The sequence below is a fragment of the Streptomyces sp. NPDC104581 genome (assembly GCF_055583685.1).
The window spans coordinates 137,796-152,977 of sequence record NZ_JBVJNN010000006.1 but is presented as its reverse complement, the minus strand read 5'-3'; the positions used below and the strand labels follow the sequence as shown (position 1 = coordinate 152,977).

Genomic DNA, 15,182 nt, shown 5'->3' with positions numbered 1-15,182 from the left:
GGCGCCGTCGCGTAAAGGTCTCGTTGTCCCTGCGTCATGATCCCCCTGGCCGCCCGTCCGGGAGAGGTAACCTCGGCCACGGCCACCCGAAGGAGCCCCGTCATGATCCCGCCCGTCGTCCACTCGCTGCGCGAGCAGATCCGCGAGCACATCGTGGAGGGCATCGTCAGCGGACGCTGGAAGCCGGGCGAGCGGATCGTCGAGCGGCGGATCGCGACCGAGCTGGCGGTCAGTCAGACGCCGGTACGCGAGGCGCTGCGCGAGCTGGAGTCGCTGCGGCTGATCGAGTCCGCGCCCAACAAGGGCGTGCGCGTACGGAATCTGACCGCCGCCGACCTGGAGGAGAGCTACCCGGTGCGGGCCGGTCTGGAGCAGATCGCCGCCGAGCTGGCGGCCGAGCGGCTGGCCGTCGACACCTCCGCCCTGGAGCCGCACGTGACGGCGCTGTACGAGGCCGACCGGCGGGCCGACGGGACGGCGCAGGTGCGGCACACCGTCGACTTCCACCGCGAGCTGGTGCGCGCCGCCGGGAACAGCGTCCTGCTGCACACCTGGGAGGGGCTCGGTATCGAGGTGTTCACGGCGCTGTCCATCCGGTGGCTCGGCACCGTCCAGAAGTCGTACGCGGAGGAGCACCAGGAACTGGTGGAGGCGTTCCGGCGCCGTGATCCGCTCATCGGCGCACTGGTGAAGGACCATGTGCTCGGATGTGCGCCGCGGGCCTGATCGGCGGCCCGATTCCTACCGGTTTGCGGCGTCACCGGGTGCCCTGGCCACCGGCACTGGATGCCAATTTATGCAGATCATGAAATTTTGCCGTCAACTCTTTGATCGATCATCGATCAGCGACTTACAGTCGTTCGTGGGCTGTACCCCAGCCCTTCGCCCTGTCCTGCCAGACAAGGCCCCTCTCCACTCTCTCTCCACCCCCTCCTGTGTGACCGGAAGGCGGCGACCATGCCCGACCCCGTAGGCAAGCTTCCGAGCGAGCTCGACCAGCTCCCGGACCGCGACGCCGAGGAAACCGCCGAGTGGGCGGCCTCACTCGACGCCGTCACCGAGCACGCGGGCCCGCACCGTGCGGCGTACCTGATGCGGCGCACGCTCCAGCACGCCGAGCGCGCCGGGATCCCCGTCCCCGCTCTGCTGGAGACGGACTACGTGAACACCATCCCGACCGCCGCCGAGCCCGCCTTCGACGGCGACGAGGCGATGGAGACCAGGATCGCCGCCTGGAACCGGTGGAACGCCGCCGCGATGGTCACCCGTGGCTCACGCCACGGCGTGGGCGGCCACATCGCCACCTTCGCCTCGGCCGCTTGGCTCTACGAGACGGGCTTCAACCACTTCTTCCGCGGCAAGGAGCACGGGGACGGCTCCGGCGACCAGCTCTACATCCAGGGCCACGCCTCCCCCGGTATCTACGCCCGCGCGTTCCTCGACGGCCGGCTCACCGAGGAGCACCTCGACAACTTCCGTCAGGAGGCGGGCGGCAAGGGCCTCCCCTCATACCCGCATCCGCGGCGGCTGCCCTGGCTGTGGGAGTTCCCCACCGTCTCCATGGGGCTCGGCCCGCTCTCCGCGATCTACCAGGCGCGCTTCAACCGCTACCTGGCGAACCGCGGGATCAAGGACACCTCCGCCTCCCACGTATGGGCGTTCCTCGGCGACGGCGAGATGGACGAGCCCGAGTCGACGGCGGCACTCGCCCTCGCGGCCCGCGAGGGGCTCGACAACCTCACCTTCGTCATCAACTGCAACCTCCAGCGCCTCGACGGCCCCGTCCGCGCGAACTTCAAGATCGTGCAGGAGCTGGAGTCCCAGTTCCGCGGCGCGGGCTGGAACGTCGTCAAGTCGCTGTGGGGCTCCGCCTGGGACGAGCTGTTCGCGCTCGACACCACGGGCGCCCTCGTAAGGAGGCTGCGCGAGGTACCGGACGCGCAGTTCCAGACGTACGCGACCCGCGACGTCGCGTACATCCGTGAGCACTTCTTCGGCGCCGAGCCCGCGCTCGCCGAGCTGGCGAAGCTGCTGACCGACGCGCGGATCGGCGAGTGCTTCCACAGCTCGCGCGGCGGCCACGAGGCCCGCAAGGTGTACGCCGCCTACCGCGCCGCGCTCGCCCACAAGGGCGCGCCGACCGTGGTCCTCGCCCAGACGGTGAAGGGCTACACGCTCGGCACCGGCTTCGAGTCGCGCAACGCCAACCACCAGATGAAGAAGCTCTCGGGCGACCAGTTCCGCACCATGCGGGACCTGCTCGAACTGCCCATCCCCGACTCGGAGCTGAACGACGAGCTGGTGCCGTACGGCCACCCCGGCGCCGACTCCCCCGAAGTCCGCTACCTGCAGGAGCGGCGTGCGGAGCTCGGCGGGCCCGCCCCGGCCCGCCGAGTGCATGCCGTCGCCCTGCCCGAGCCCTCCGAGAAGGCGTTCCAGAGCGTCTACAAGGGCTCCGGGAAGCAGTCCGTCGCCACGACCATGGCGTTCGTCCGGCTGGTCAAGGACCTGATGCGGGACAAGGAGACCGGCCGGCGCTGGGTCCCGATCGTCCCCGACGAGGCGCGTACGTTCGGCATGGAGGCACTGTTCCCGTCGGCCGGCATCTACTCGCCGCTGGGCCAGACGTACGACCCGGTCGACCGCGACCAGATCATGTACTACAAGGAGGCCAGCGACGGCCAGATCCTCAACGAGGGGATCACCGAGGCCGGTTCGATGGCCGACTTCATCGCCGCCGCGACGTCGTACGCGACGCACGGCGAGCCGATGATCCCGTTCTACATCTTCTACTCGATGTTCGGCTGGCAGCGCACGGGCGACCAGATGTGGCAGCTCGCCGACCAACTCGGCAAGGGCTTCATCGTCGGCGCGACCGCCGGCCGTACGACCCTGACGGGCGAGGGCCTCCAGCACGCGGACGGCCACTCGCACCTGCTGGCGGCGACGAACCCGGCCTCGCTCAACTACGACCCGGCGTTCGCCTACGAGATCGCGGTCATCGTCAAGGACGGCCTGCGGCGGATGTACGGCCCCGACGCCGAGGACGTCTTCTACTACCTCACCGTCTACAACGAGCCGATGCCGCAGCCCGCCATGCCCGAGGGCGTGGAGGAGGGCATCGTCAAGGGCCTCTACCGCTTCAAGGAGGGCGCGCCCGCCAGGGCGGACTCGCCCAGGCTCCAGCTGCTCGCCTCCGGCACCGCCATCCACTGGGTCCTGGCGGCCCAGGAACTGCTCGCCGCCGACTGGGGCGTCACGGCGGACGTCTGGTCGGCGACGTCCTGGGGCGAGCTGCGCAGGGACGCCCTGGAGGCCGACGAGGCACTGCTGCGGGGCGAACAGCGCACGCCGTACGTGACCCGCGCGCTTGAGGGGGCGCCGGGCCCGGTGCTGGCCGTCAGCGACTGGATGCGGCAGGTGCCCGACCAGATCAGCCAGTGGGTCGAGCAGGACTACTCCTCGCTCGGTACGGACGGCTTCGGCCTCTCCGACACCCGTGAGGCGGCCCGCCGTCACTTCGGCGTGGACGCGCACTCGATCACGGTCGCGGCGCTGGCGCAGCTCGCACGACGCGGCGAGGTGCCCGCGTCGGCGGTCAAGGAGGCACGGGAGCGCTACGGCCTCTGAACGACGCGTCGTCTGTAAGGAAGCGGCTTCCGCCGGCCCCTCGTGGCCGCCGGAAGCCGCTTCCTTGTGAGGCTCCCCAGGAGGTCACGTCCACGGCATGCTTTCCCGGGCACCACGCTTGACCCTGACACCGTGTGAACCCGTGCAGTAGGGGACGTCATGTTCACCATCGGAGACTTCGCCAGGCACGGCCGCGTGTCGGCCCGCATGCTGCGTCACTACGACGCGATCGGGCTGCTGCGCCCCGCCCGCACCGACCCGTTCAGCGGGTACCGCTACTACACGGCGGCCCAGCTCGCCCAGCTCAACCGGGTCATCGCCCTCAAGGACCTCGGCTTCACGCTCCAGCAGGTGCGGGAGATCCTGGAGGACCGTGTGAGCCCGGACGAGCTGCGCGGGATGCTCACGCTGCGGCGGGCCGAGCTGGAAGCGGCGGTGGCGGCGGCCGCCGCCAGGCTGGGCCAGGTCGAGGCGAGGCTCCGGTCGATCGAGAATGAGGGACGTATGCCCACCGAGGACGTCGTCGTCAAGAGCATCCCCGCGGTACGGGTGGCCGAACTGTCCGCCGTCGCCGCCAGCTTCGAACCGCAGGACATCGGCCCCGTCATCGGCCCTCTGTACGAGGAGCTGTTCCGGCGCCTGGAGGCGGCCGGAGTACCGGGAACGGGGCCCGGCATCGCCTATTACGAGGACGTGCCGGACGGCGACGGCGCGGTCGTCGTGCACGCCGCCCTCACGGTCGCCGCCGAACCCGACCCCGCCCACGGTTTCCGGATCGTCGACCTGCCCGCCGTCGAGCGCGCGGCGACGATCGTGCACCGCGGCCCGATGGACGCGGCGGTCGGCGACATGCTCCGTACGGAACAGATCCTGGCCGCCTGGAAGGACGCGGGCGGCCACGTCTCGGCCGGATACCCGCGCGAGGTCGGCCTCGAATGCCCGCCGGACCGCGAGAAGTGGGTGACGGAGATCCAGGAACCCCTCGCGTAAACCGGTCCGGGCGCGCCCGCGCCGCCATGGACAATGGCTCCATGCGCGCTGCCCGGCTGATCAAGATGGTGCTGCTCCTCCAGGCGCGGCCCTCCATGACCGGGGCCGAGCTGGCTCGGGAGCTGGAGGTGTCCGAGCGGACCGTCACGCGCGACGCGCTGGCCCTCTCCGAGGCCGGGGTGCCCGTCTACTCGGACCGCGGGCGTTCGGGCGGCTACCGGCTCGTGGGCGGCTACCGCACCCGCCTCACGGGCCTGGCACGCGGTGAGGCGGAGGCCCTGTTCCTCTCCGGGCTGCCGAACGCACTGCGCGAGATGGGCCTGGAGGACGCGGCGTCCGCCGCCCGGCTGAAGGTGTCCGCGGCGCTGCTCCCCTCGCTGCGGGGCGCGTCGGACTCGGCGGCGCAGCGGTTCCATCTGGACGCGCCCGACTGGTACAAGGAGCCGGAGACGCCGGAGCTGCTGCCCGCCGTCGCCGAGGCCGTGTGGGACGACCGCACCGTCGTGGCCCGCTACCGGCGCCGGGACTCCGAGGTGGAGCGGGAGTTGGCACCGTACGGACTCGTGCTCAAGGCGGGCGTCTGGTATCTCTGCGCCCGCGTCGACACGTCCTTCCGGGTCTACCGGATCGACCGCTTCACGGAGATCACGCTCTCGGAGGAGCGCTTCGAACGGGACGAGTCCTTCGACCTGCCCGCCTTCTGGGACGAGCGGGCGGCGCAGTTCACCCGGTCCATCCTCCGTACGGAGGTGGTGCTCCGGCTCTCTCCGGAGGGTCTGCGCCGACTGCCGTATCTGACCGACCGGGCCTCCGCCCAGGAGGCCGCGGCGGCGGCCGGCCCGCCGGACGGGGACGGCTGGACGACCCTCACGCTTCCCGTCGAGTCGCCCGACGTGGCCTTCCCCCAGCTCCTGGCCTTCGGCCCGGAGCTGGAGGTGGTGGAGCCGGCGGAGCTGCGCGCCCGCTTCGCCGACTCCGCCGAACGCACCGCGCGTCTCTACCGGTAGCCGTCCATCGGGACCTCGGTGCCGGGCGCCGCCGCCTCGGCCGCCATGTACGCCCAGACGTCCGGCCGACTGCCGTCCGTGTCCGTGAGGCCGTACTCCTTCGCCAGCTGCCCGCTGGACAGCGCCTGCCCCGCCCAGCGGTCCCGCTCCGGGTCGGCGGCGAGCGCCGCGATGCCCCGGGCCACGTAGACGGGCGTCTCGGAGAGCGCGAAGTGCCGGTGGGCCTTGATTCCGTCCCGCCAGTTCTCCTCGGTGATGCCGAAGCCGTCGAGCATCTCCTCGGAGCGCATGAAGCCGGGCGTGACCGCGACGGCCGTGCCGCCCACACTCTTCAGCTCCTCGGCCAGCAGGTAGGCCATCCGGATCGGGGCGTTCTTGGAGAGGTCGTAATAGAGGTTGTTGCGCGGCGTCCTGTTCGACTCGGCCGTTCCGTCGGTGATCTCGACGACCAGCCCGCCGGGCTGCCGTACCAGCAGGGGCAGCGCGACGGAGCTGGTGATCAGATGGGTCCGCACGCCCAGATCGAGCATCCGCAGGCCGCGCTCCAGATCGATCTCCCAGACCGGGGTGTCGAAGTCCAGGAGATTGTTGCCGCCCCACACGTCGTTGACCAGCACGTCCAGCCGGCCCTGCTCGCGGTCGATGCGCTCCACCAGGGCCCGTACCTGCTCGACCTCCAGATGGTCGGTCGGCACGGCGATGCCCACGCCGCCAGCGCCGCTGACCAGCTCGGCCGTCTCCTCGATGGTCTCCGTGGACCGCCCCACCTCGCTGATCTTCTCCCGCGTGGTGCGCCCCGTCACGTACACCGTCGCCCCCGCGACGCCGAGCTCCACGGCGATCGCCCGCCCCGCTCCCCGGGTGGCCCCGGCGACCAGCGCGATCTTTCCCGTCAGTGGCTTGTCGTGGTTGTCGGTCATCCTGCCGGCTCCCTCTCAGTCGATCTCTCCCGGTGATCGTTCCACGGAAAGGAGACATCTTCTGTCCGGCTTCACCGCCCCGCGTGGCGCGGATGCCCCGCTTTCCGCACTCCGCGTGCGCCGCCCCCCGTCAGGCCCGATGCTGTACCCGTGACCGACGAGACGGAGTTCTGGGAGATCATCGACACCACGCGCGAGGCGGCCGGTGGCGATCCCGACGAGCACGCCGATCTCCTCGTGGAGCGGCTGCTCCAGCTGGACCCCGACTCGGTCCTCGACTTCGCCCGGCACTTCGAGACCCGCTACAACCGCGCCTACCACTGGGACCTGTGGGCGGCCGCCGCGATCCTGCTCGGCGGCGCGAGCGACGACGCGTTCGACTACTTCCGCTGCTGGCTCATCGGCCAGGGCCGGGAGGTCTTCGAGGGCGCCGTGCACGAGCCGGACAGCCTGGCCGAACTCATCGGCGAGTTCGACGAGGAGGTCGACGGCGACGGCGAGGAGCTCGGGTACGCGGCCGACGAGGCGTACGAACAGCTCACGGGCTCCGTCGCACCCGATCTGGGGGTCGCCCCGCAGGCACCGGAGCCCGACGGCACACCCGTCGACTTCGAGGACGCACAGGCGCTGGCCGACCGGCTGCCCCGCCTCTGGGACCGGTTCGGCGTCGGCTGACCGCCGCGCCACCCGTCAGGCGTCCAGCGAGCGCCCCATGAGCACGTCGTCGACATAGCTCCGGTCCAGGTAGAACTCCCCCGGCAGCACACCCTCCACCACGAACCCCTCCGACTCGTACAGCGTGCGGGCCGGCTTGTTGTGCCCGAGCACGCGCAGCGTGACGCGCACCGCGCCCTCGGCGCGCGCCCGCTCCATCGCCGCCCGCAGCAGCAGCCGCGCCACGCCCCGGCCGCGCGCCCACTCGTGCACGGCGAGCCCCTGGACCTGCCTGACGTGCGCGTTGCAGGCCAGCGGGGTGGGCGCCACCAGCCGGAGATAGCCGGCGAGGCGGCCGTCGGCCTCGGCGACCAGATAGTCACCGGGCCGGTGCCGCGCGTCGAAGAACGGCCCGAACGGCGGCTCCTGCCTGGGTGTCACCGCGTGCAGGGACGACCAGGTGTCGTGGTCGAGGCGGCTCAGGGCGTCGTCGTCCGAGGGGAGGGCGCCACGTATGTGCGGATCCGGCATGGCACCAACTGTCCCATGTGGACGGGGACGGGCAGGATGGGTTCCATGAGGATCGCGATCACCGGCTCCAACGGGCTCATCGGCACGGCGCTCACGCGCTCCCTGCGAACGGACGGGCACGAGGTGGTCCGCCTGGTCCGCCGTCCCTCCCGGGCGGGCGACGAGGTCGAGTGGGACCCCTCCCGCCAGTACGTCGACGTGGCCGGGCTGTACGGCTGCGAGGCCGTCGTCCATCTCGCGGGCGCGGGGGTCGCGGACCACCGGTGGACCGACGCGTACAAGAAGGAGATCCGGGACAGCAGGGTCCTCGGTACGGCGGCGATCGCCGAGGCCGTCGCGTCCCTCGACACCCCGCCGAAGGTCCTGGTGTGCGGGTCGGCCATCGGCTTCTACGGCGACACGGGCGACCGCGCGGTGGACGAGTCGGCGCCGCCCGGCGAGGGGTTCCTGCCCTCCGTGTGCGTCGAGTGGGAGGACGCGGCGTCGGCCTCGTCGGAGGCGGGCGTACGGACGGTGTTCGCCCGCACGGGGCTCGTCGTGGCCCGCGAGGGCGGCGCGTGGGGGCGGCTGTTCCCCATCTTCCGGGCGGGGTTGGGGGGTCGGCTGGGCGACGGACGGCAGTACTGGAGCTTCATCTCACTGCACGACCACGTGGCGGCGCTGCGGCATCTGATCGACACGGAGTCCCTGTCGGGGCCGGTGAACCTCACCGCGCCCGAACCGGTGACGAACCGTGAGGTCACGGCGGCGATGGGCCGGGTGCTGCGCAGGCCGGCGCTCTTCCCGGTGCCGTCGGTGGCGCTGAAGGCGGCGCTGGGCGAGTTCTCGGAGGACGTCCTGGGGAGCCAGCGGGTGCTGCCGGGGCGGCTGCTGGAGTCGGGGTTCACGTTCGCGTTCCCGAAGATCGACGAGTCGATTCGCGCGGCGCTGCGGGTGTAGTACGGGTGGTTGCGGGGCGCCGGTGGGGTGGGGTGGGGTGGTGCGGGCCGACGCCCGGGGCCCGCTTCCGGGGCCGGGGTGGGGTGCTGCCCCTGCGGGCCGGGGCGGGGTGCCGGTGGGTGGCCTCAATCGCCGGCCGGGCTTGGGTGGTGCGGGCCGGTTGCCGGGTGCCGCTCCGGGGTCATGCCCGGACGGCGTGATTTACGGCGCGTGCCCCGTTCGTTGGACCCGACGACCCGGGTTGTCCACGCACCACAAATCAGCCCAAGTGTCCGGCCACGACCCCTGCGCGTCCCCCTTCCCTCCCGCGGGAAGAGGGGACGGCGGGGCTGGCAACCGCCGAGGTCACCCGCGGGAGGTGCAAACGGGGGCGACACGTGCCGGTGCCCTCACGGCGCGAGGCGGACCGGGGCCGGTGACCGCCAGGATCACCCGCAGGAGCCGGACGGGGGCCGGGGTCGATGACCGCCGGAATCACCGCGCCGGAGGCGACCCCGGGCCGTGCCGGTGTCGTGACGCCGCAGGAGCGGGACCCGGGGATCGGTGACCGTCGCGAGTGGCGGCGGGAGGGGGGCGGGGGCGCAGGAGGTGCGTGTTCGGACACTCAGGCTGATTTGTGGTGCGTGGACAAGATGGGTCAACGGGTCCAACGAACGGGGCACGCGCCGTAAATCACGCCGTCCGGACATGCGCCTCCGGAGACCCCGCACCCCGACCACGACCCACAACCGCAACCCAGACCCCGCACCCCCGCCGGGAGGACACCCGCCCCCGGACCGGGAGGGCGCCCCCCGGAGGGACTCCGTGCGCCCCGCACGCATCCGTGCTGACCCCACTGCGCGACTGCGAACGGCCGGTTCCCTTCCTAGTGTCGAGCCGCACTCGGGTATTCCCTGAGTGGGACCGGGCCATCGGCCCGGGACCGCGCAGCCGCGCCGACCTCGGGGAGGGGCACGTGCTCAGCACAGAACATCACGCGGACGTCGTCATCATCGGCGCCGGAATCGCGGGCCTGTCGGCAGCTCACCAGCTGACCCGGGCAGGCGTGACAGTCACCGTCCTGGAGGCCGCCCCTCACATCGGCGGCAGGATGGCCACCGAGAACCTCGACGGCTACCGGCTCGACCGCATCGGCCAGTTGCTCAACACCTCGTACCCGGAACTGCTCCGCACCCCGGCGCTCCGCGACGCCTCCTTAAGGACGTTCTCGCCGGGCGTGCTCGTCCACAGCGAGGGCCGGCACCACCGCGCGGGCGTCACGGTCACGGCGGGGAGCGCACGGGGCGCACTCACCGCCGCGCGCGCCCTGGCAAGCGCCCCACGCGCCAGGACCGTACGGAGCCGTGCCCCGGGTGTCAGGGCCGCCACCCGTCCGGGCTCCCGCCCGCCGCTGGGCAACGCACTCGACCAGGCCCGTCTCCACGCGGCCCTCGGCCGGCTCGCGACCACCCCGGTGACCCGGCTGCTGGCCCGCCCCGAACGCCCGGCGCTCGCCGCGCTCGCCGCGCGCGGTCTGCCCGCGCGGACGGTCGACGGATTCGTACGCCCGCTGCTCTCCGCGCTGCTCTGCGACCCCGACCTCACCACGTCGAGCCGCTGCGCCGACCTGGCTCTGCGCAGCTTCGCGCGGGGTCGGCTGTGCGTCCCCGAGGGAGGCGCCGCCGCCCTCCCGGAGCTGCTGGCGGCCACGCTGCCCCCCGGTACGGTGCGCACGGGCGTGTGCGTGACGGACGCGTCGATCAACTCCGTCGGCACGAAGGAGCACGGCGAGATCAGCTGCCGCTCGCTGCTCGTCGCGACGGGCGCCCGCGCCGCCGCGGAGCTGCTGCCGGGGCTGCGGGTGCCGGGCTTCCATCCCGTGACGGTCCTTCACCACACGGCCCCCGCGCCCCCGTTGACCGATCCGGCGCTGCTCCTGGACGGGGACCGGCGCGGCGGCCCGGTGGCGCACACGACGGTGATGAGCGCGGTGGACCCGTCGCGCGCCCCGGCGGGCCGGACGCTGATCTCGTCCACGGTGCTCGGGCTCCGTACCCCGCCCCCCGAGGCGGAACTCGACGGCGCGGTCCGCGCCCATCTGGCCACGCTGTACGGGGCCCCGACCGACGACTGGGAGCTGCTGGCCGTCCAGCACGACGCGGAGGCGATCCCCGCCATGCCGCCGCCGCACGATCTGCGCCGTCAGGTACGGCTGTTGTCGGGGCTGTACGTGTGCGGGGACCACCGCGACACCAGCACCGTCCAGGGAGCGCTCTCGTCGGGCCGCAGGGCCGCGTACGCGATCCTGGACGACCTGGGCGTGCGGCCGGACCAGGGGACGGCGCAGATCCCCACGGCGGCGTAGCGGGGCCGTGGCGCCCTTCCTGGACGCCACTCAGCCGAACGCCGCGATCCGGTCACGGTAGGTGCGTACGGCCGCCGCGTCCCGGTAGGGCTCCAGCCGCCGTTCGAAGTCGCGTACGTAGTCCACCGCGCGTGCCGAGCGGATCTCGGTCGCCTGCTGCGCCGCCTCGGCGCCCAGCGCGCACGCCTGCTCCAGTTCGCCGAGTCCCAGCCGGGCGGAGGCGAGCACCACCCGGCAGAAGAGCCGGCTGCGCGCGAATCCGGGCGCCCTCAGCTGGAGTGAGCGCTCCGCGTGCTGGACGGCCGCGCGGTACTGCTGGAGGTCCCGGTAGCTGTGCCCGAACTCGTCGGCGAGCTGTCCTTCGTCGAAGGACCGCGCCCAGTGCGGCACGTCGTCGCCGGGCCGGGCCGACTCCAGGGCGCGTTCGGCCCGTACGAGCGAGGCGGTGCAGGCCCTCGGCTCGCCCAGGACCGCGTGTCCGCGTGCCTCGACGGAGTGCAGCAGCGACTGCACCACGGGCGGCGCGGCCGAGCCGACGCCCTGCTGGGCGACGCGGGCGAGCTGGACCGCCTCCCGGCCGTGTCCGAGGTAGACGGCCTGGCGGCTCATGGTGATCAGGACGAACGAGCCGTACGCGCGGTCGCCCGCCGCCTGGGACAGCCGCAGCGCCTGCACGAAGTAGCGCTGGGCGAGTCCGTGCGCGGCGATGTCGTAGGAGGTCCAGCCGGCGAGTCTGGTCAGGTCGGCCGCGGCGGCGAACAGCCGGCGCCCGGTGGTCTCGCCGTACACGCCGCGGAGCATCGGCTCGCACTCGTGCTCCAGATAACGGACGAGCGCCTGCCGGGCGTGGCCGCCGCCGTACGCCTGGTCGAGGGTGCGGAACAGCTCACTGACGGAGCGCAGGGCCGCGACGTCGCCGGCGCCGACCCGCTGCCCGGCGACGCGGTCGGTCTGCCGGGCCGGCGGGACACCGGCGGGGACGGCGGCCTGCCGGGGCACGGTGGCGCGGCTCTGGGCGGGCACCCGGACGCCCGCGGGGTCGGCCGCGGGTCTCGCCCCGCCGGGCCCGCCGGGGGCGGAGCCTCCGTGGGAGCGTGTGCCGTACGGGGGCGCGCCGGGTCCCGCGCCCGCGGCGGCGGCGAGCTGTTGGCCCGTGGGCTGTCCGGGCACCTGCGCCGCGCCTCGGCCGGGTCCCTGCCCCGGCGTACGGGGCGGGTCCGCGGCCGGGCCGTCGTGCCCGACCCGCTCGTCCGCGCGCCCGATCAGCCAGTCGCGGCTCGGCACGACGAGCCCCGCCGGGGTGAACGCGATCTTGCGCAGCTCCGCGTGGCTCCCCGAGTCCTTGCGCCAGAGGCCGCCGACGATGTCGACGGCCTCCTCGGGGGTCGCGGCGAATTCGAGCCCCGCGTAGACGGGCGCGCAGGCGTCCAGGCCGAGGTCCTGCGCGGAGAGCCGGCGCCCGAGCCGGCGGGTGAAGACCTCGGCGATCAGTGCGGGTGTGGTGCCGCGTGGCTGCTGGCCGCGCAGCCAGCGGGTCACGGATGTTTTGTCGTACCGCAGGTCGAGCCCGTGTTCGAGCCCGAGCTGGTCCACCCGGCGGGCGAGACCTGCGTTGGAGAAACCGGCTTCTGCGATGAGCGCGGCGAGCTGGCGGTTGGGGGTGCGCTGCGGAGGTCGTTCCGACATCAGCTGTACGGTCTCCTGCCTTCCGGGCCCCGGGAGCAGCCCTCATGGAACGGCGCGAATTTAGCGGTCGGAGCGGCCCGCACCGTCGCGTTCGTCGCACATTCATCCGATCGTGTGAGGATTGCGGCCTTGGCTGACGGGCGGCGTACAAGGGCCCGTTACGGCCCCCTGAGCCCTCCGGGCCTGCCGGACGGCTCCCGGGGGCGCGGTCGTACAGTGGCTGGGGCGCGATACGTGCACCGTGCCCGGTCGTCATGGGGACCCCCCCCGGATCCCGGGCACAGAGCGAGGGAGGCAATGCCGTGAGTGAGCTGCGGTTCGTCCGTCTGGGCTTCGGCAGCGACGCCGTCGAGTACCTGGAGGCGTGGCAGGAGCAGCGCGAGGTCCACGCGGCCCGCTTCGCGGACGAGATCCCCGACACCTGCCTGCTGCTCGAACATCCGCCCGTCTACACGGCCGGGCGGCGTACCGAGGACAGTGAGCGCCCCCTCGACGGCACGCCCGTCGTGGACGTCGACCGCGGCGGCAAGATCACCTGGCACGGTCCCGGCCAGCTCGTCGGCTATCCGATCCTCAAGCTGCCGCGCCCCGTGGACGTGGTGGCGCACGTACGCCGTCTTGAGGAGGCGCTGATCCGTACGGCGGCCGACTTCGGTGTGGCGACGACGCGGGTGGAGGGCCGCAGTGGCGTATGGGTGCTGGGCGATCCGGTGGAGGAGCGCCGGCCCGCGGGCGGTCTGTCGCTGGACCTCGATCCCCGGGTGGACGACGGGGAGTTCGACCCCCGGCTGAACGGACCCGAGTACGCCCCGTCCAACGCGGGCCAGCGCCGCGAGGACCGCAAGCTCGCCCAGATCGGCATCCGCGTCGCCAAGGGCGTGACGATGCACGGCTTCTCGCTGAACGTGAACCCGGACAACACCTGGTTCGACAGGATCGTGCCGTGCGGGATCCGGGACGCGGGCGTGACGTCGCTCTCGTACGAACTGGGCCACGACCTCACCGTCGCGGAGGTGCTGCCCGTCGTGGAACACCATCTGCGGAACGTGCTGGAGGACGCGGAACCGAAACCCCGCGAGGTCGCGGCCGGGGCGCAGTCCCCGTCCCCGGCCGCCGAGCCGGCGCGCGCGTGAAACCGGTGGCCACCACGGCGCACGGTCGCGCCCGGAGGGGGAATGCCCTTCCACGGCCACCGGTTGTCCCTGTGCCATGCGACGCCATGGCCACGTAGTACCAAGCAATCAACGGGCGTACTCTGGTCTTCGCCGAAGATTCGAATGCCGCGCCAGCAGAGAGAGGTGCCGGACGTGTCCGCTGTCGCACCCGACGGACGCAAGATGCTGCGCCTGGAGGTCCGGAACAGCCAGACCCCCATCGAGCGCAAGCCCGAGTGGATCAAGACCCGGGCGAAGATGGGGCCCGAGTACACCGCGATGCAGAAGCTCGTGAAGAGCGAGGGTCTGCACACCGTGTGCCAGGAGGCCGGCTGTCCCAACATCTACGAGTGCTGGGAGGACCGCGAGGCGACCTTCCTCATCGGCGGCGACCAGTGCACGCGGCGTTGCGACTTCTGCCAGATCGACACGGGCAGGCCCGAGGCGCTGGACCGCGACGAGCCGCGCCGGGTCGGTGAGTCGGTCGTCACGATGGACCTGAACTACGCCACGATCACCGGCGTCGCGCGCGACGACCTGGCGGACGGCGGCGCGTGGCTGTACGCGGAGACCGTGCGCCAGATCCACGCGCAGACGGCGGGGCGCGAGGCGGGCCGTACGAAGGTCGAACTCCTCATCCCCGACTTCAACGCGGAGGCCGACGCGCTCGCCGAGGTCTTCTCCTCGCGCCCCCAGGTGCTCGCGCACAACGTCGAGACGGTGCCGCGGATCTTCAAGCGGATCCGCCCCGGCTTCCGTTACGAGCGCTCCCTCGACGTCATCACCCAGGCCCGCGAGGCCGGTCTGATCACGAAGTCGAACCTGATCCTCGGCATGGGCGAGACCCGTGAGGAGGTGAGCGACGCGCTGCGCGATCTGCACGACGCGGGCTGCGAGCTGATCACCATCACGCAGTATCTGCGGCCCTCCGCGCGCCATCACCCCGTCGAGCGGTGGGTGAAGCCGCAGGAGTTCGTGGAGCTGAAGGACGAGGCCGACGCGATCGGCTACTCCGGTGTGATGTCGGGGCCGCTGGTCCGCTCCTCGTACCGCGCGGGGCGCCTCTTCCAGCAGGCGATGGAGCGCCGGGGCGCGGATTCCGCGCGGCAGCCGGTGTGAATCCGGCGGCTCGTGCCCGCCCGCTCGGCGCGCCCGCCGTGTGAATCCGAGCACAAGTGACTACTCGACGGTAATGCCCGCGTCGCCGGGGGGGGGGGGGGGGGGGCCGGGGGGGGGGGGGGGGGGGGGGGGGGGGGGGGGGGGGGGCTCGGAAGAGGATGGGTCGTCCCCGGCCCCCGCGTGGTCGGATAAGTGGGTTCCCCCTTTG

General features: G+C 72.6%; 12 protein-coding genes. 9 read left to right on the top strand and 3 right to left on the bottom strand.

Annotation, left to right across the window (positions count from 1 at the left end; genetic code table 11):
• Positions 1 to 102: 102 nt before the first annotated feature.
• The 4 genes from ACZ61E_RS07840 (at position 103) to ACZ61E_RS07825 (ending at position 5,627) form a co-directional block, all read left to right on the top strand.
• Complete coding sequence (locus ACZ61E_RS07840; protein ID WP_469698513.1) at positions 103 to 726, top strand: GntR family transcriptional regulator; 624 nt, start codon at positions 103 to 105, stop codon at positions 724 to 726.
• A gap of 231 nt (positions 727 to 957) precedes the next feature.
• Positions 958 to 3,630 carry a pyruvate dehydrogenase (acetyl-transferring), homodimeric type gene (aceE, locus tag ACZ61E_RS07835; protein ID WP_469698511.1) on the top strand — a complete coding sequence of 891 codons (2,673 nt, stop codon included), beginning with the start codon at positions 958 to 960 and terminating at the stop codon, positions 3,628 to 3,630.
• A 159-nt stretch (positions 3,631 to 3,789) separates the two neighbouring features.
• The gene (locus ACZ61E_RS07830; protein WP_469698509.1) at positions 3,790 to 4,620 is read left to right on the top strand and encodes a MerR family transcriptional regulator; all 831 of its coding nucleotides are present in this window, start codon (positions 3,790 to 3,792) and stop codon (positions 4,618 to 4,620) included.
• 41 nt (positions 4,621 to 4,661) lie between these two features.
• On the top strand, positions 4,662 to 5,627 hold the full coding sequence (locus ACZ61E_RS07825; protein WP_469698507.1) for a helix-turn-helix transcriptional regulator: 966 nt from the start codon (positions 4,662 to 4,664) through the stop codon (positions 5,625 to 5,627).
• Here the strand turns inward: ACZ61E_RS07825 and ACZ61E_RS07820 are convergent.
• Positions 5,618 to 6,547, bottom strand: coding sequence for an SDR family oxidoreductase (locus tag ACZ61E_RS07820; protein WP_469698505.1), 930 nt, complete (start codon positions 6,545 to 6,547; stop codon positions 5,618 to 5,620). The two genes, ACZ61E_RS07825 and ACZ61E_RS07820, sit on opposite strands and share 10 nt — an antisense overlap.
• Before the next feature lie 150 nt (positions 6,548 to 6,697).
• Between ACZ61E_RS07820 and ACZ61E_RS07815 the strand changes: the two genes are divergently transcribed.
• A complete protein-coding gene (locus ACZ61E_RS07815; RefSeq protein WP_469698504.1) occupies positions 6,698 to 7,222 on the top strand; it encodes a DUF4240 domain-containing protein in 525 nt (174 codons plus the stop codon).
• Positions 7,223 to 7,237: 15 nt separating this feature from the next.
• Here ACZ61E_RS07815 and ACZ61E_RS07810 read toward each other — a convergent pair whose 3' ends face one another.
• Entirely contained in the window at positions 7,238 to 7,732 is a 495-nt protein-coding gene (locus ACZ61E_RS07810; protein WP_469698502.1) for a GNAT family N-acetyltransferase, read from the bottom strand.
• A 36-nt stretch (positions 7,733 to 7,768) separates the two neighbouring features.
• Between ACZ61E_RS07810 and ACZ61E_RS07805 the strand changes: the two genes are divergently transcribed.
• Both ACZ61E_RS07805 and ACZ61E_RS07800 read left to right on the top strand, forming a co-directional pair.
• Positions 7,769 to 8,671 carry a TIGR01777 family oxidoreductase gene (locus ACZ61E_RS07805; RefSeq protein WP_469698500.1) on the top strand — a complete coding sequence of 301 codons (903 nt, stop codon included), beginning with the start codon at positions 7,769 to 7,771 and terminating at the stop codon, positions 8,669 to 8,671.
• A 955-nt stretch (positions 8,672 to 9,626) separates the two neighbouring features.
• On the top strand, positions 9,627 to 11,015 hold the full coding sequence (locus ACZ61E_RS07800; protein ID WP_469698499.1) for an NAD(P)/FAD-dependent oxidoreductase: 1,389 nt from the start codon (positions 9,627 to 9,629) through the stop codon (positions 11,013 to 11,015).
• 30 nt (positions 11,016 to 11,045) lie between these two features.
• Here the strand turns inward: ACZ61E_RS07800 and ACZ61E_RS07795 are convergent, their stop codons facing one another.
• The gene (locus ACZ61E_RS07795; RefSeq protein ID WP_469698497.1) at positions 11,046 to 12,701 is read right to left on the bottom strand and encodes a regulator; all 1,656 of its coding nucleotides are present in this window, start codon (positions 12,699 to 12,701) and stop codon (positions 11,046 to 11,048) included.
• Positions 12,702 to 13,003: 302 nt separating this feature from the next.
• Between ACZ61E_RS07795 and lipB the strand changes: the two genes are divergently transcribed.
• Both lipB and lipA read left to right on the top strand, forming a co-directional pair.
• Positions 13,004 to 13,834 carry a lipoyl(octanoyl) transferase LipB gene (lipB, locus tag ACZ61E_RS07790; protein ID WP_469698495.1) on the top strand — a complete coding sequence of 277 codons (831 nt, stop codon included), beginning with the start codon at positions 13,004 to 13,006 and terminating at the stop codon, positions 13,832 to 13,834.
• A gap of 174 nt (positions 13,835 to 14,008) precedes the next feature.
• Positions 14,009 to 14,974: a lipoyl synthase gene (gene lipA / locus ACZ61E_RS07785; RefSeq protein ID WP_469698494.1), complete on the top strand. Its 966-nt coding sequence runs from the start codon at positions 14,009 to 14,011 to the stop codon at positions 14,972 to 14,974.
• The last annotated feature ends 208 nt before the right edge of the window (positions 14,975 to 15,182 follow it).